The organism is Staphylococcus sp. HMSC072E01, assembly GCF_001814125.1.
GTDB classification, from domain to species: domain Bacteria; phylum Bacillota; class Bacilli; order Staphylococcales; family Staphylococcaceae; genus Staphylococcus; species Staphylococcus hominis.
Genome location: NZ_KV814957.1, coordinates 62,479 through 79,626 on the forward strand (window position 1 = coordinate 62,479; position 17,148 = coordinate 79,626).

Annotated in this window: 18 protein-coding genes and 1 tRNA gene; 18 read left to right on the forward strand and 1 reads right to left on the reverse strand. The window is 29.7% G+C overall.

Annotation, left to right across the window (positions count from 1 at the left end):
• Positions 1 to 102 precede the first annotated feature (102 nt).
• Positions 103 to 240: an Lmo0850 family protein gene (locus tag HMPREF2953_RS11195; protein WP_002437525.1), complete on the forward strand. Its 138-nt coding sequence runs from the start codon at positions 103 to 105 to the stop codon at positions 238 to 240.
• 160 nt (positions 241 to 400) lie between these two features.
• Here the strand turns inward: HMPREF2953_RS11195 and HMPREF2953_RS00710 are convergent, their stop codons facing one another.
• On the reverse strand, positions 401 to 1,585 hold the full coding sequence (locus tag HMPREF2953_RS00710; protein WP_070671306.1) for an FtsW/RodA/SpoVE family cell cycle protein: 1,185 nt from the start codon (positions 1,583 to 1,585) through the stop codon (positions 401 to 403).
• 373 nt (positions 1,586 to 1,958) lie between these two features.
• Between HMPREF2953_RS00710 and HMPREF2953_RS00715 the strand changes: the two genes are divergently transcribed.
• From HMPREF2953_RS00715 to HMPREF2953_RS00795, 17 genes are all read left to right on the forward strand, one after another.
• A complete protein-coding gene (locus HMPREF2953_RS00715) occupies positions 1,959 to 3,029 on the forward strand; it encodes a D-alanine--D-alanine ligase (RefSeq protein ID WP_070671308.1) in 1,071 nt (356 codons plus the stop codon).
• A gap of 15 nt (positions 3,030 to 3,044) precedes the next feature.
• Positions 3,045 to 4,400, forward strand: a complete 1,356-nt coding sequence (gene murF, locus HMPREF2953_RS00720) for a UDP-N-acetylmuramoyl-tripeptide--D-alanyl-D-alanine ligase (RefSeq protein ID WP_070671311.1) — start codon at positions 3,045 to 3,047, stop codon at positions 4,398 to 4,400.
• 231 nt (positions 4,401 to 4,631) lie between these two features.
• Positions 4,632 to 6,143 carry a degradosome RNA helicase CshA gene (locus HMPREF2953_RS00725; protein ID WP_070671314.1) on the forward strand — a complete coding sequence of 504 codons (1,512 nt, stop codon included), beginning with the start codon at positions 4,632 to 4,634 and terminating at the stop codon, positions 6,141 to 6,143.
• Positions 6,144 to 6,552: 409 nt separating this feature from the next.
• Positions 6,553 to 6,870, forward strand: a complete 318-nt coding sequence (locus HMPREF2953_RS00730; protein WP_256263294.1) for a PH domain-containing protein — start codon at positions 6,553 to 6,555, stop codon at positions 6,868 to 6,870.
• On the forward strand, positions 6,860 to 8,350 hold the full coding sequence (locus HMPREF2953_RS00735; RefSeq protein ID WP_070671318.1) for a PH domain-containing protein: 1,491 nt from the start codon (positions 6,860 to 6,862) through the stop codon (positions 8,348 to 8,350). The genes HMPREF2953_RS00730 and HMPREF2953_RS00735 overlap by 11 nt, the downstream gene beginning before the upstream one ends.
• A gap of 94 nt (positions 8,351 to 8,444) precedes the next feature.
• Positions 8,445 to 8,822 carry a PH domain-containing protein gene (locus HMPREF2953_RS00740; RefSeq protein WP_239666088.1) on the forward strand — a complete coding sequence of 126 codons (378 nt, stop codon included), beginning with the start codon at positions 8,445 to 8,447 and terminating at the stop codon, positions 8,820 to 8,822.
• A gap of 24 nt (positions 8,823 to 8,846) precedes the next feature.
• On the forward strand, positions 8,847 to 9,200 hold the full coding sequence (gene acpS / locus HMPREF2953_RS00745) for a holo-ACP synthase (RefSeq protein ID WP_019835621.1): 354 nt from the start codon (positions 8,847 to 8,849) through the stop codon (positions 9,198 to 9,200).
• A 42-nt stretch (positions 9,201 to 9,242) separates the two neighbouring features.
• Positions 9,243 to 10,388, forward strand: a complete 1,146-nt coding sequence (alr, locus tag HMPREF2953_RS00750; RefSeq protein ID WP_070671321.1) for an alanine racemase — start codon at positions 9,243 to 9,245, stop codon at positions 10,386 to 10,388.
• Positions 10,389 to 10,473: 85 nt separating this feature from the next.
• On the forward strand, positions 10,474 to 10,644 hold the full coding sequence (gene mazE / locus HMPREF2953_RS00755) for a type II toxin-antitoxin system antitoxin MazE (RefSeq protein ID WP_002448681.1): 171 nt from the start codon (positions 10,474 to 10,476) through the stop codon (positions 10,642 to 10,644).
• On the forward strand, positions 10,641 to 11,003 hold the full coding sequence (locus HMPREF2953_RS00760) for a type II toxin-antitoxin system PemK/MazF family toxin (RefSeq protein WP_002448688.1): 363 nt from the start codon (positions 10,641 to 10,643) through the stop codon (positions 11,001 to 11,003). Before mazE ends, HMPREF2953_RS00760 begins: the two co-directional genes overlap by 4 nt.
• Positions 11,004 to 11,374: 371 nt before the next feature.
• Entirely contained in the window at positions 11,375 to 12,376 is a 1,002-nt protein-coding gene (locus HMPREF2953_RS00765; RefSeq protein WP_049335584.1) for a SpoIIE family protein phosphatase, read from the forward strand.
• Positions 12,377 to 12,461: 85 nt separating this feature from the next.
• The gene (locus HMPREF2953_RS00770) at positions 12,462 to 12,788 is read left to right on the forward strand and encodes an anti-sigma factor antagonist (protein ID WP_002448686.1); all 327 of its coding nucleotides are present in this window, start codon (positions 12,462 to 12,464) and stop codon (positions 12,786 to 12,788) included.
• A gap of 1 nt (position 12,789) precedes the next feature.
• Positions 12,790 to 13,269, forward strand: a complete 480-nt coding sequence (gene rsbW, locus HMPREF2953_RS00775; protein WP_080978510.1) for an anti-sigma B factor RsbW — start codon at positions 12,790 to 12,792, stop codon at positions 13,267 to 13,269.
• A complete protein-coding gene (gene sigB / locus HMPREF2953_RS00780; RefSeq protein ID WP_002455074.1) occupies positions 13,244 to 14,014 on the forward strand; it encodes an RNA polymerase sigma factor SigB in 771 nt (256 codons plus the stop codon). Before rsbW ends, sigB begins: the two co-directional genes overlap by 26 nt.
• A gap of 126 nt (positions 14,015 to 14,140) precedes the next feature.
• Positions 14,141 to 16,288: a Tex family protein gene (locus HMPREF2953_RS00785; protein ID WP_070671323.1), complete on the forward strand. Its 2,148-nt coding sequence runs from the start codon at positions 14,141 to 14,143 to the stop codon at positions 16,286 to 16,288.
• A complete protein-coding gene (locus HMPREF2953_RS00790; protein ID WP_070671325.1) occupies positions 16,281 to 16,733 on the forward strand; it encodes a SprT family protein in 453 nt (150 codons plus the stop codon). Before HMPREF2953_RS00785 ends, HMPREF2953_RS00790 begins: the two co-directional genes overlap by 8 nt.
• Before the next feature lie 271 nt (positions 16,734 to 17,004).
• Positions 17,005 to 17,090, forward strand: a tRNA-Leu gene (locus HMPREF2953_RS00795).
• The last annotated feature ends 58 nt before the right edge of the window (positions 17,091 to 17,148 follow it).

A 17,148-nucleotide genomic window follows, 5' to 3' on the forward strand; every position in this document is an offset into this window, starting at 1 on the left:
TAGTGTAACTTAAATAATTTAAAATAATTTTCAAATATGGTAGTAAAGCATGACTAATTAGGGTAGTATATCATTGAAGGTCAAAAAACGAGGTGAGATACCATGAACAAATCAGATAAGTTACAAAATGTAGTCAAATTATTATCATCTTTAGGCGTCAATATCAAAAAAACAAAATCTCGTTTCGACATTATTAATACTTTGCCTACCACAAAAACCGTTACTCAAGAACTTAAATAATATGTGATTGAAAAAAGTCTGAGACATTATTAGTTGTCTCAGACTTTTTTATGTGTTGGAGATACATTGCTCAAGTGGAACGATAAAGTCAAAATGAGTTTTGTTTCATTCTCATTCATACTATTTTCATGTTATTAACTGAATTAAAATATATTTATTATTAAGCATCTTTTGACGCTGGCTTTTGATGGTAATAAATAGAAAGTATAACACCAATACCTAGCATTAAACTCCATAATGCGCTACCACCATAACTAATAAATGGTAGTGGTATACCTGTAATAGGTAAGAGTTGAATCGTCATACCGATATTTTGCAAAATATGGAAGACGAGTAAAGAAATATAACCAATTAAAAATACCTTATTAAATGATGAAGTTGTTTTTATAGCTAAACGGATAAGATGGAAAATTAAAGCTAGGAATATAAGAAGTAATATCACTGCTCCAATAAATCCAATTTCTTCTCCAATGACAGAAAAAATAAAATCGGTATGGTTTTCTGGAATGTATACTTCTCCGTGATTATAACCTTTACCAAATAATTGACCGGATCCTATAGCTTTTAACGATTCTGTTAAATGGTAGCCATCTCCATTACTATAAGCATAAGGATTCAACCATGAATTGATTCGACCCATTTGATACATTTTGATATGTAACGTTTTCTCAATCAGAGAGGGTTTATATATAATGGCTAAAATAATACTACTTCCTAATATTGCTACAGTAATAAAAATAGGGGCGAGAATACGCCATGTAATACTACTCACTAGCATGGCTCCAACAATAATAGCACATAGAACCAATGTAGTTCCTAAATCATTTTGAAGTAAAATTAATATCATAGGTACTAGGGATATGCCAATAATTTTAAAAAATAAGATTAAATCAGTACGAAAAGATTTATTAAATGTAAATCGATTATGGTTAGAAACGATTTTAGCCAAAGCAAGTATCAAAATAATCTTCATAAATTCTGAAGGTTGAATACTAATTGGACCAAAAGCATACCAACTTTTAGCACCATTAATAATAGGCGTAATAGGTGTTTCAGGAATGATTAATAAACCTAGTAGTAAGATACAAAAGAAGATATACCATATATATGTATTATTTTTTATTTTTTTGGGAGAAAAAATCATCACAATAAGTGCTAGTATTGCTCCTAAAATATAATAGATAATTTGACGAATACCAAAATTGGCACTATATTGGCCGCCACCCATAGCAGAACTGATTGTAGTCACACTAATGATGGCTAAAATCATTATTAATGCTATAAGTATCCAGTCAATTTTTCGAAGCCAATGTGTTGTAGGCTGTTGACGGGATGAATATTTCATAAAAAACTCCTTAGATTCTATGGGATAGTATATATAGATTTTACATGACTTTATATGATTATGCTACAAAATATAGAAGATGATATAAAGTCGAAGCGGTTTAATCTAAAAAATAACAATTAACATGAGTGGACAATTCTTTAAGAAATATATATATTTATTTATTGGTAAATGCAAAAAACACTGATACTGTGATAATATGGACATTTAGAAAGAATAATTTAAATTACATATCGTTAAAGAAAAGTATAATGAACAATTTAAACTTAATACATTATAGTATTATAATTATGATGAGAGAAACAAAAGCGTAATTAAACTTCAATTTATAAATGGCTTTTGTCATTATTTTTCTCGATGGAGGATATAAAACATGGTAAAAGAAAATATTTGTATCGTATATGGTGGTAAAAGTGCTGAGCATGATGTATCAATTTTAACAGCACAAAATGTATTAAATGCGATTAATAAAGAAAAGTATCTTGTAGATATTATATATATTACAAATGATGGTCAATGGAAGAAAAAAGAAAATATTACAAAAAATATTGAAAACGTTGAAGAATTACATTTAGAAGACATAAGTTCTGGAGAAATTACATTACTTTTAAAAGAAAATGGGGAAGGAAGTAAATATGATGCTATTTTCCCATTATTACATGGACCAAATGGTGAAGATGGTACCATTCAAGGTTTATTTGAAGTGCTAGATTTGCCATATGTAGGAAATGGTGTATTAGCTGCATCAAGTTCGATGGATAAATTAGTAATGAAACAATTGTTTGAACATCGCGGTTTACCACAACTACCATATATTAGTTTTTTAAGAAGTGAATATGAAAAATATGAAGGTAATATTATTAAACTCGTTAATGATAAATTAACATACCCAGTATTTGTAAAACCTGCTAACCTTGGCTCTAGTGTGGGTATTAGTAAATGTAATAATGAAGATGAACTTAAAAAAGGGATTGAAGAAGCATTTCAATTTGATCGTAAGTTAGTAATTGAACAAGGTATTATTGCACGTGAAGTGGAAGTCGCAGTTTTAGGTAATGATTATCCTGAAACAACATGGCCTGGAGAAGTAATTAAAGATGTTCAATTTTATGACTATAAGTCAAAATATAAAGACGGTAAAATCAGTTTACAAATTCCAGCAGATTTAGATGAAGAGGTTCAAATGACGTTACGTAATATGGCATTAGAAGCATTTAAAGCTACAGATTGTTCTGGATTAGTACGTGCCGATTTCTTTGTGACAGAAGATAATCAAATCTACATTAATGAAACAAATGCGATGCCTGGTTTTACAGCATTTAGCATGTATCCAAATTTATGGGAAAATATGGGATTATCATACTCTGATTTAATCACTAAATTAATTGATTTAGCTAAAGAACGTTACGAAGAAAAAAAGAAAAATAAATATACTATCGATTAAGCGAGGAGCCTAAGTATGATTGAAGTTTCATTAAAACAAATTCAAAAATGGATATCTTGCGATATTGATGAAGCATATTTAGAACATCAAATTAAAGGAGTCACTATCGATTCTCGTCATGTAGAAAAAGAGATGTTATTTGTTCCATTTAAAGGTGAAAATGTAGACGGTCATCGTTTTGTAGAACAAGCACTAAAAGATGGTGCTGGTGCTTCATTTTATGAAAAAGGACAGGATATTAGCGATTCAATTCAAGGACCTATTATATGGGTTGATGATACATTAACTGCTTTACAACAATTAGCTAAAGCGTACTTAAAGCATGTTAATCCAAAAGTAATTGGAGTGACCGGTTCTAATGGTAAAACAACAACAAAAGATATGATTGAAAGTGTGTTACATACCGAATTTAGAGTCAAAAAAACACAAGGTAACTATAACAATGAAATTGGTTTACCTTTAACCATTCTTCAATTAGACAAAGACACAGAAATTTCTATTTTGGAAATGGGTATGTCAGGATTCCATGAAATTGAATTGTTATCTAAAATTGCGGAACCTGATATTGCGGTTATCACAAATATTGGTGAATCTCACATGCAAGATTTAGGTTCTAGAGAAGGTATTGCTAAAGCCAAATCTGAAATTACTATTGGTCTTAAATCTGATGGCACATTTATATATGATGGAGATGAACCACTTCTAAAGCCCCATGTTGAAAATGTGAAAAATGCAAAACTTATTAGTGTTGGTTTAAATCATGAAAATACATTAGTATGTAAAGTTGAAAATAGTAAAAATGATGGCATAGCATTTATGATCAATAACAAGGAACATTATGAATTACCAATTTTAGGTATTCACAACATGAAAAATGCTACTATCGCTATTGCAATTGGACATGAACTTGGTTTAGATTACAACACAATTCAAAAGAATATAAGTAATGTACAACTCACAGGTATGCGTATGGAACGACATGTTACTGATAATCAAATTACGGTTATTAATGATGCTTACAATGCAAGTCCAACAAGTATGAAAGCGGCTATTGATACATTAAGTCATATGAATGGACGTAAAATCATTGTACTCGCTGATTCTTTAGAATTAGGTGAAAATAGTCAACGTATGCATGAAGATGTAGGTACTTATTTGGACAATAAAGGTATTCATACGTTACTTACTTACGGTAATGATGCTAAGTTTATAAGTCGTACAGGTGGACAGTTTGTGGAAGATGTAGCTTATTTTTCAGATAAAAATGAACTGACTCATTACTTAAAGTCTATTTTGCAACCTGATGACAAAGTGTTAATTAAAGGGTCACGTGGTAATAAACTTGAAGAAGTAGTAAATGCTTTAATTTAATTATTCATTATAATTAAGAGTTGCTTAGAAATGAAAGGTTTCAAAGCAACTTCTTTTTATTATTTTAATAGAACAAATACTCTACTTAAAAACGTTACTTGCTGTAGATATGAAAATTGCTTTATTGCTATAACTATTTTTAGGTGGTACTATATAGAAGTTGACGTAATAAGAAGACCTTATATACAAAAACGTATATTGATAAATAAAAGAATTAAAAGGAGAATTATATTGCAAAATTTTAAAGAATTAGGGATTTCGGATAAAACGGTAAAAACCCTAGAAGAAATGGGTTTTAAAGAACCAACACCGATTCAAAAAGAAAGTATCCCTTATACATTAGAAGGAAAAGATATCCTTGGACAAGCTCAGACAGGTACGGGTAAAACAGGAGCTTTTGGTATTCCTTTAATAGAAAAAGTTGTTGGAAAATCAGGTGTTCAAGCTTTAATTTTAGCACCTACAAGAGAATTAGCAATGCAAGTTGCTGAACAATTACGCGAATTCAGTCGTGGACAAAATATTCAAGTTGTTACTGTCTTTGGTGGTATGCCAATTGATAGACAAATTAAAGCGTTAAAACGTAGGCCTCAAATTGTAGTAGGAACGCCAGGACGTGTTATCGATCATTTAAATCGTCGTACATTAAAAACGAATGATATTCATACTTTAATTTTAGATGAAGCGGACGAAATGATGAACATGGGCTTCATTGATGATATGAGATTTATTATGGATAAAATCCCTGCTGAACAACGACAAACAATGCTATTTTCAGCGACAATGCCTAAAGCTATTCAGACATTAGTACAACAATTTATGAAATCACCACAAATTGTTAAAACGATGAACAATGAAATGTCTGATCCTCAAATCGACGAATACTATACAATTGTTAAAGAGTTAGAGAAATTTGATACATTTACTAATTTCTTAGATGTACATCAACCTGAGTTAGCTATTGTATTTGGTAGAACTAAACGTCGTGTGGATGAGTTAACAAGTGCATTGCTTACTAAGGGTTACAAAGCAGAAGGATTACATGGAGACATTACACAAGCCAAACGTTTAGAAGTACTTAAAAAATTCAAAAACGATCAAATTGATATATTAGTTGCCACAGACGTTGCAGCACGTGGTCTTGATATTTCAGGTGTAAGTCACGTATATAACTTTGATATACCTCAAGATACTGAAAGTTATACACATAGAATTGGACGTACAGGTCGTGCAGGTAAAGAAGGTATTGCTGTTACGTTTGTTAACCCAATTGAGATGGATTATATTCGTCAAATTGAAGAAGTAAATGACAGAAGAATGAAAGCTTTAAGACCACCTCATCGTAAAGAAGTGCTTAAAGCACGTGAAGAAGATATTAAAGACAAAGTTAAAAACTGGATGTCACGTGAGAGTGAAGATCGTTTAAAACGTATTTCTAGTGAATTATTAGAAGAATATGATAGCACTGAATTAGTAGCTTCATTATTACAAGAACTTGTCGAAGCAAACGATGAAGTTGAAGTTCAATTAACTTTCGAAAAGCCACTTGCAAGAAAGAGTCGTAATAATAAAGGTAATCAATCAAGACGTGGTGGTAAACGAAATAATAAATTTGATAACAAAAATAAACGATCAAAAGGTAATTTCAACAAGAAAAAAGGTAAAAAACAAGATCGTCGAGATAGACAAGATAAAAGAAAAACATCTATCAAAGGTCGTACGTTTGCTGATTTACAAAAATAGTTGTTATAGATAAGGATAAATTTGCTTGATTGAGCTTGAGATATAAACATATGTCTCAAGCTCTTTTTGATTATAAGTTACCTATTAAATTTATAAATGCTTGTACTAATATTATTTTAAAGAAAAAGAGGATAATTGATCGTATTTAAATAGATAGTATTCAGTTTTGGTTTTTACATTAATATCTATCATATTATTTTTAGAAAATAATATGATATAATATAAAAAAATTGTTAAGGAGTTTATTGTGCAATTACATCACTCTTTTCATAAAAGTCCTAAATCCGCATTTTTATATCATTGGTTAATAAGTGGAGTCACGTTACTAATAGAGCTCATTATTTTAGGTGGTGGGTTGTGTTTTTGGAAAGCATTTCACTGGCCACATTTTATTTTTTATATTCTACTTGTGTTAACTATTTGTTCTCTTATTCGTTTCATTCTCCAACCTATCAATAGATACTCTTATAGATTTTATAATATAGAAAATAATAACATAGAAATTTTAAATACTTTTATTTTTAAAAGATACAAAACAACAAAAATTGAAAGGTTACAACTTTTAAAGGTTAAAACAAATCCGTTATTGAAAAAGTTTAATCTTAAGAGAATCATTGTTGTGACTGCAGGTCATGAACTCACAACACCTGTTGTTTCTAATAAAGAAGCAGAACGATTAATATTACATATTTTATCACAAATGCGAGGTAGTAATGATGATATTTAAACCTCAAAAATTACATCCGATTTCTTATTTCACGGGTCTAATAGATGTTATAAAGCAAAACATTTTTGTCATTATCGTGTTTATTGGATTTAATATATGGAATTTTGATTTTACAAATATTAGACATTATATTGGACCAGGTATCTTTTTATTGATTATTCTTTTTTCTATGATTAATCAATTTCAAAAAGTACGTCTAACGCGTTATTGGATAGAAAATGATCAATTTATAGTAACATCTGGATGGTTAAATAAAAAACGCAAAGAATTAAATTTGAATCGAATTCAATCCTTAGATACCACACAAGGACTGATTAATCAATTATTAGGTGGAGTACGATTACAAATTAAAACGCCGAGTGATGGTATTGAACTTGAAACGATTTCGAAACAACAAAGTGAATTGATTGAACGTACAATTAAAAAAAGACAACTTCAGTTAGACAGTCAAGAAATAGAGACTAATAATAGCGAACAAGAATTAATATCTGAAGATAGTAGTAATAATAAAGTAATATTTAAAATGTCTAATAAACTGTTGATTTTTATGTCATTGACAAGTGGTGTGATAGGGGTAGCATTCGCCGCTATTTCCCCCATTATAGGTGCGTTTGAAGATGTTATCCCGTGGGAAAAATGGACGTCTCGTCTTTTTCAATGGATACAGTCAGTTACGTTTTTAGTGACTATTATTATATTGACTGTACTTATATTTTGTTATGTTATAGGTACTCTAATTGTTGTTCTACGTTATTATAACTATACAATCACACAACGTGATAATGAGTTAAAAATTACTTATGGATTACTAAATGTAAAAAATATCACAGTGCCTATTGAACGATTACAAGCAGTTGTAGAAAAACAGTCATTTATTAGAAAGTTATTTGGATATACCTCTATATACTTTATTATTACAAGTGATTTAGAAGTTAAATCTAATGAAGATGTAAGTGAAAACGGAAAAATTATGATTCTTCCATTTATTAATAAAAAAGAGGCATATTCTATTATTAGAAAATTAATTCCTGAAATGCAATTTAACGCTATCACTGAAAATGTACCAAAACGAGGATATCATCGACATTTTTTTATACCTAGTATCATATTAATTCTTGGTGCAACTATAGGTGCTTACTATTGGAGTATATGGAGTTATATGATAGCCATAATTATTATTATCTTTATGGCAATTTATGCGTATGTGTATATATCTGCTTCTGGATTATGCAATAGAAAAAATGAAATTGCACTTCGTCAAGTAAGTATGATGCATATTAATTCTTATTATTTTAAAAAGGATAAAATTATTGGTATGAATGTTAATCAAAATCCATTGTTAGAAAAGAGCCGTTTAGCACATTTACATTTTATTATAGCTAAGGGTGCGGTAAATGAAGATATTAAGCTTAAATATGCTTCTGAAAAACAGGTTCAATTAACTATTGAGACCTATTTAGGAGGGGCTAAGATTGAGTGAACATAGTTTTATGAACACAAGTGGTCTAAAGGTGATGAGAATCACATCATTGATAGGCCTTATAATTATTACTGCTTTTTTATTTCTACTCAATATGATAGATATTTATTTTACTCATATATCAAAACTTTCAATTAATATCATTATTTCTATAGTAATTATATTGCTTTATATCATACTATGTATTATTGTTATTCCGCTTCTGAGATATCATTATTTCAGTTATTACTATGATGAAAACGAGATTCATATTAGAAAGGGTATCATCACTGTTGAAACAGATATAATACCGTTTTATAGAATACAAAATATAGAGGTCATAGAAGGATTCATAATGAGAAAATATAAATTAGCACATCTTCATTTATCTACTGCAGGTGGAGAATGCAATATAGAACTAATTGCAAAAAAAGAAGCGATTTATTTAAAACAAATGATTCAAAATAGAAAACACGAACTATATGAATTATAAAGGATAATTAAGTGAGGTGTGGATATGATACATGGTATTGGTATTGATTTAATTGAAATTGACCGAATAAAAGATGTGTATATTAAACAAAGTGATAAATTAATACATAGAATACTAACAGATCAAGAACAGCAAAAATTTAACTCTTTTAAAAATGATAAAAGAAAATTAGAATTTTTAGCAGGACGATTTGCAACTAAAGAAGCATTTAGTAAAGCATTAGGAACAGGGTTAGGAAAAACGGTAGCATTTAATGATATTGATTGTTATAACGATGAAAAGGGGAAACCTTGCATCGAATATCCTGGTTTTATTGTTCATGTCTCGATTACGCATACACAACATTACGCAATGAGTGAAGTAATATTAGAAAAATAAATCATATCAATTTTTTATAAGTTTAAATAAGGAGGACTTCATATGTCAGATGTTGCTTATAGACCGACATATTTAAATGTAGATCTTGATGCCATTCTATACAATTATAATATTTTTAAAACACTTCAAAGTGATAAGTTAGTGATTCCTGTAATTAAAGCGAATGGATATGGATTAGGAAGTGTAAAAATAGCAGAGATTTTAGAAAATAATGGAGCTCAATTTTTTGCAGTTGCTACTTTAGATGAAGCCATTGAATTACGCTTACATAATATAAATGCTAAATTATTAGTTTTAGGTGCGATATCACCGAAAGATATAAATAAAGCGATTCAATATGACATTACTTTAACTGTACCTTCACAGTTTTGGTTAGAACGAGCGATTCATTATATAGAAGATAACTCAGATCATGTATATCTTCATGTGAAATTAGATACAGGAATGGGAAGACTAGGGATTAAAACGCTTGAAGAGTATCAGTTAGTCATTAATCTTATTAAAGAACATCCAACTCTTATTTTTGACGGCGTCTTTACTCACTTTGCCAATGCAGATGAACCTGGTGATTCAATGAAACAGCAATATGCATTTTTTGAAGAGTTGGTAACAAAATCAGAGCGACCAAAATATATACATGCTCAAAACTCAGCGGGCGCTTTATTAGCAAATTGTAAATTATGCAATGCGTTAAGACTTGGAATTTCACTATATGGTTATTATCCTTCTGAGTATGTTAGAAATGAAGTTGATGTTCAATTAAAACCAAGTGCTAAATTAATGACTCAAGTTGTCCAAACTAAATATTTAAATCCCGGAGACTCTGTAAGTTATGGAAGTACATTCACTGCAACTGAAAAAATGAAAATAGCGGTTTTACCAATTGGATATGCAGATGGTTTCTTAAGAGCTATGCAAGGATTCACCGTAAATGTCAATCAACATCAATGTGAAATCATTGGAAGAGTGTGCATGGATCAAATGATTATTAGTGTACCAGATGATGTGAAAGAAGGAGATGAGGTTATTTTAATAGATAACAATTTAAATTCTTCACAAGCAGTAGAGGCATTAGCTATAAAACAAAATACAATTAATTATGAAGTTTTATGTAATTTAGGACGCAGACTTCCAAGAATATATTATTTAAATAAAAAATTTGAAGTTACAAATGAATTATTAAATTAGTATAGTCACTTGTTACAAAATTTGTTATTATAAAACTAAATTAAAGTTTATAATGTCTTGTTTGTATCAATTGGAGGTTCATAGTATGTTAACTTTTAATCAGAATAGAAGCCATAGTCTTGAACAATCACTAAAAGAGGGCTATGTCCAAATGGCCGATTTAAACCTCTCCCTAGCAACTGAAGCATTTCCATTAGAATGTGAAGCTTGTGATTGTAACGAATCATATCTTACATCTAATTATAAAAGTGAATGATTAGAAGAGGCGATGTATATTTAGCTGATTTATCACCAGTTCAAGGGTCTGAACAAGGGGGAGTAAGACCTGTAGTTATCATTCAAAATGATACTGGTAATAAATATAGTCCTACAGTAATCGTTGCTGCGATTACTGGTAGGATTAATAAAGCGAAAATACCAACACATGTAGAAATAGAAAAGAAAAAATATCGTTTAGATAAAGATTCAGTCATTCTTTTAGAACAAATACGAACATTGGATAAAAAAAGATTGAAAGAGAAACTTACATATTTATCAGAAGATAAAATGAAAGAAGTTGACGATGCATTGGATATCAGTTTAGGTTTACACGATGTTTGTCCTCAAAAAAATTAGTATTTTATATGTATAATCCAAAAAATATGAAATAAACTTTTGAAATAAATCAATTGTACTTTTGAAAAGTTTTAATTAGACTAATTTCGGTCGAATTCAATGATACTATTGAGTAAGTTTATGACTATTTAGAGATGTCGCAGTAGTTAACTGAATTGAAAATATTTAACTCAAGTTTTCAATTTCAATTAACCTTGCGGGGGTAAGACAGTATATTCACAAAATGAATACTGTCTTGCTCCCTTTTTAAGTAGAAGAGTTATTTTAGAATAATATACATTTAGCATTAATGAATAAATTTAAAATGTTGTATTGTGTCAGACAATATTTAAACATGTTTTAATCAGCTATGAAGTAAGGAGGCAAAATTCGTGGAAGAATTTAAAAAAAACTATAAGCAACTTATAGATGAGAGTTTGGTTACTAAAAATAAAGAACAATTTTTAAAGAAGTGCGATGAATTCACTGAAGAAGTAATCAAAAAGGATATTCTACCAGAGGATGTTGTTGATTTACATAAAACGTATATTGCTTCTTTAAATTTAAAAACATCTCAAATCTTAGATACATTAGATGTATTAGAAGAAGTAGTAAAAGGCTTTGGATATAGCTATAGAGATTATCAAAATTTAGTTGATAAAATGCAATTCCACGATAAAGAAATTGACTTAGCCTCTAGACTTCAACAAACGATGTTAAAAACAGATATTCCACAGTTTGATAGTATACAAATAGGTGTTATTTCAGTAGCTGCTCAAAAAGTAAGCGGGGACTATTTTAATTTAATTGATCATAGAGATGGTACGATGAGTTTTGCTGTAGCAGATGTTATAGGGAAAGGTATTCCAGCAGCATTAGCAATGAGTATGATTAAATTTGGAATGGATTCATATGGTCATTCACAATTACCAAGTGATGGTTTAAAACGACTCAATCGTGTGGTAGAAAAAAATGTTAATCAAAATATGTTCGTCACGATGTTTTATGGACTATATGAAGAAATGAATCATTTATTATATTGTAGTTCAGCAGGTCATGAACCAGGATACATTTATAGAGCTGAAACTGAAACATTTGAAGAAATTGAAGTTCGAGGAAGAGTACTTGGTGTAAGTCAACATACGCGATATAGTCAACAAGAAATTCCAATATATTTAGATGATTTAATTATTATTTTTACTGATGGTGTAACAGAAGCTAGAAATAAAAAAGGGGAGTTTATTGCAAAAGATACTATTCTTAATTTAATTAGAAAATATAAGCATATGCATCCCCAAGATATTGTTCAAATCTTATATGAAGCCATTTTAAAAATACAAAATACGCAAAAAAGAGATGACATGACAATTTTAATAATAAAAAGAGTGAATTAATTATTTAATTTTTTGATTATATTATAATAATAATGGGTATAGTTGCTATAGTATACATATCGAAAAAGATTAGGAGTGTAAGTAAATGAATCTTAATATAGAAACGATAACCCATGATGATTATTATGAAGTTATTGTTGGTGGAGAGTTAGACGTATATACAGTACCTGAGTTAGAAGAAGTACTTGTGCCTATGCGCCAAGAAGGAAATCATGACATTCACGTGAACTTAGCAAATGTAAGTTATATGGATTCAACGGGTTTAGGCTTATTTGTAGGAACATTAAAGGCTCTAAATCAAAATGATAAAGAATTATATATTTTAGGTGTCACAGATAGAATTAGTAGATTATTTGATATTACGGGTTTAAAAGATTTAATGCACGTTAATGAAGGAACGGAGGTAGAGTAATTTGTCACTCACAAATGATTATATTGAAATGAAGTTACCTGCCTCAGCAGAATATGTAAGTTTAATTCGCCTTACTTTATCAGGGGTATTTACAAGAGCAGGTGCTTCATACGATGACATTGAAGATTCAAAAATTGCAGTAAGTGAAGCGGTTACTAATGCTGTCAAACATGCATATAAACATAGTGAACAAAATGGTATGATTAATATTTGTTTTGAATTATTTGATGACAAAATTAAGATTATTATTTCAGATCAAGGTGAAAGTTTTGACTACGAATCTACAAAATCAAAATTAGGGCCTTACCAAGAAAACGAAAATATTGACTTCTTACGTGAAGGTGGACTAGGTCTATTTTTGATTGAATCATTAATGGATGAAGTAAAAGTTTCAAAAGAGTCTGGTGTAACAATTAGTATGATTAAGTATATAAAAAAAGAGCAGGTGCCAAATAATGACGAAAGAGTCGAAATCAGTTAATGAGATATCACCTGAACAAATTAACCAATGGATTAAAGAACACCAAGACAATATAAATCCTCATGCGCAAGATAAATTAGTTAAACATTATCGCAAACTAATTGAATCATTAGCATATAAGTATTCAAAAGGACAATCACATCATGAAGATTTAGTTCAAGTGGGTATGGTTGGTTTAATAGGTGCTATTAACAGATTTGATATATCTTTCGATCGCAAATTTGAAGCATTCTTAGTGCCAACTGTTATTGGTGAGATTAAAAGATATTTACGAGATAAGACATGGAGCGTTCATGTTCCTAGAAGAATTAAAGAAATTGGTCCAAGAATAAAAAAAGTGGGCGATGAACTTACGAATGAACTCGGACGTTCTCCTTCAATTTTAGAAATTGCGAACCGTTTAGAAGTAAATGAAGAAGAAGTGTTAGAAGCCATGGAAATGGGTCAAAGCTATAACGCACTTAGCGTAGATCATTCAATTGAAGCAGATAAGGATGGTTCTACAGTTACATTGTTAGATATTATGGGTCAACAAGATGATAATTACGACCTTACTGAAAAACGAATGATTCTTGAACGTATTTTACCAATCTTATCTGATAGAGAAAGAGAAATTATTCAATGTACTTTCATTGAAGGATTAAGTCAAAAGGAAACTGGTGAACGTATTGGACTTAGTCAAATGCATGTATCTAGATTACAACGAACTGCAATACGAAAATTACAACAAGCTGCTAGGCAATAAAATTGAGGAGCGACCAATGAGTTCATATTGAATTCTATGTCGCTCCTTTTATTGTTAGAAAATGTATTGTAAAAATAAAGATATGTTAAAATTAAATAGAATTTATATACAAAGAGTGGTTATAACATGGAGAAGACATTAATTAATGATATTGTAAAAAAATATCAATTTTTAGAAAAACAAGTCATAGCTGTATTAAATCTAATAGAGGAAAATAACACAGTACCTTTTATTGCAAGATATCGAAAAGAAGCAACTGGTGGTTTAGATGAAGTTCAAATTAAACAAATATCTGATGAATATCAATATGTAGCGCATCTTCAAAAACGTAAAGAAGAAGTTATACATAATATTGAACAACAAGGTTTACTTACTAATGAATTAAAGCAAGACATTCTTCAGCAAACAAAATTACAACGTGTAGAAGATTTATATCGTCCTTTTAAACAAAAAAAGAAAACTAGAGCAACTGAAGCAAAACGAAAAGGATTAGCACCATTAGCTCACTTTTTAATAGAAGGACAAAGTATGAATGTACATGAAGAAGCTAGAAAATATTTAAGTGAAGAAGTTAAAACAGTTGATGGGGCAATTCAAGGTGCTCAAGATATTATTGCTGAACGTATTTCGGATAATCCTAAGTATCGACAACGTTTACTTAAAGACGTTTATTATCAAGGAAAGATTGTGACAACAAAGAAAAAACAAGCAAATGATGAAAAAGAGATATTTAGTATGTATTATGATTATTCTGAGCCTATAAAAAGAATAGCTAATCACCGAATTTTAGCAATGAATCGTGGAGAAAAAGAAAAAGTATTGTCAATTAAAATTGAATTTGATACTACTTCAATAGAAACATTTATACAATCGCAAGAAGTAAAAAAAGCTCATCAACTAGTTGAATATATTGAGTCTGCAATTAAAGACAGTTTAAAACGTTTAATCATGCCTTCAATTGAAAGAGAAATTCGAAATGATTTAACTGAAAAAGCAGAGTATCACGCTATAGAAGTGTTTAGTGAAAATTTAAAACATTTATTATTACAGCCCCCTATGAAAGGTAAACAAATTTTAGGTATTGATCCAGCATTTAGAACTGGATGCAAATTAGCTGTTATCAATCCTTTTGGAACATTTATTGCTAAAAGTGTTATATATCCTCATCCTCCAAAATCTAAAATAGAATTGGCAGAAAAAGAATTAGTTAGAATGATAACTGAAAATAATGTTGAATTAATTGCAATTGGTAATGGTACAGCAAGTCGTGAAACAGAACAATTTGTAGCAAATGTAATAAAAAAATATCAACTAAATGCTCAATTTATTATTGTAAATGAAGCAGGGGCTTCTGTATATTCTGCCTCTGAAATAGCAAGAAATGAATTTCCAGAGTTTCAAGTTGAAGAACGAAGTGCAGTGTCTATTGGTAGACGTGTGCAAGATCCACTTAGTGAATTAGTAAAAATTGATCCTAAATCTATTGGGGTAGGACAGTATCAACATGATGTAAACCAAAAAGAACTTGAACAAGCGCTCACTTTTGTCGTAGAAACTGCAGTTAACCAAGTAGGTGTAGATGTAAATACCGCTTCAAAATCTTTACTGCAATATGTTTCGGGATTATCAAGTACCATTGCTCAAAATATAATTGATTATCGTGAAGAAAATGGATCCATAAAGCATCATTCTGAAATAAGCAAAGTAAAACGTTTAGGTAGTAAAACGTTTGAACAAAGTATCGGATTTTTAAGAATTGTTAATGGTAAAGAACCATTAGATAATACATCTATTCATCCAGAAAGTTATCAAGCAACATATCAGTTTTTAGAAAGTTTACAGCTATCAATTGATGATTTAGGTTCAGATAAACTTAAACAAACACTTAGTGATATTAATATTGAAGAAAAATCAAATGAAATTGGAATAGGCAAACCAACACTAGAAGATATTGTAAAATCTCTTAAAACGCCAAATCGTGATCCTCGTGATAGCTACGAAACTCCACAGTTAAAATCTGATATATTATCAATCGAAGACTTGTCTAAAGGTATGAAGTTAAGTGGAACAGTTAGAAATGTAGTAGATTTTGGAGCATTTGTAGATATAGGTGTTAAACAAGATGGTTTAGTTCACATTTCAAAATTATCAAAGAAATATGTTAAAAATCCTATGGATGTTATTAGTGTAGGAGATATAGTTGATGTTTGGATTTTAAATATTGATAAAAATAAAGAAAAAGTATCATTGACTATGATTAATCCTAATGAATAATAAAATGCTTCAAAAGTTAGTGGAAACAACTTCGCTTGATCATTTTAATCAACCATTTAAACATAAAGCTTATTTTAATTCTCGATTACGAACAACAGGTGGACGATATATACTATCTACGCATCATATTGAGATTAATCCGAAGCAATTTTCTTGTTTTGGAAAAGATGCTTTAATAAATATCATAAAGCACGAACTATGTCATTATCATTTACATTTATCCGGAAAAGGTTATCAACATAAGGACCATGACTTTAAAATGTTAAGCAATAAAGTTCATGCTCCAAGATTTTGTCAGCCGATTCAAAGCTATGAAGAAAGAGCAAATTATATATATCAATGTTGTAAATGTAAGACTACGTATCTAAGGATTAGAAAAGTTAATATTGATAAAATGAGATGTGGTAAATGTGGAAGTAAATTGAAATTAAAGATGTATTTATAAATAAATTTAAATATGAACAAATAAGATATTACTAATATAACAATGTCCTTTAAAAACCTACAATATTGTAGGTTTTTAAATTTTTTAATAAAAACTATTGACTTATGTTAAAAAAGTATGTATTATAGTTATCGTTGTATTAATGAATGAGGTAAATATTAAAAAATAGTAAATTTATTTAAAATAATATTAAAAACTTATTGACTTTTTATTACAAATCATTTACAATAAATAATGTTCTCGATAATTAATAAATTATTGCGTTTTGCCAGCGGTCGTGGCGGAATGGCAGACGCGCTAGGTTGAGGGCCTAGTGGGAGAAATCCCGTGGAGGTTCAAGTCCTCTCGGCCGCACCAAATCAATTTCAATTATCATATACTGCGGGTGTAGTTTAATGGCAAAACCTCAGCCTTC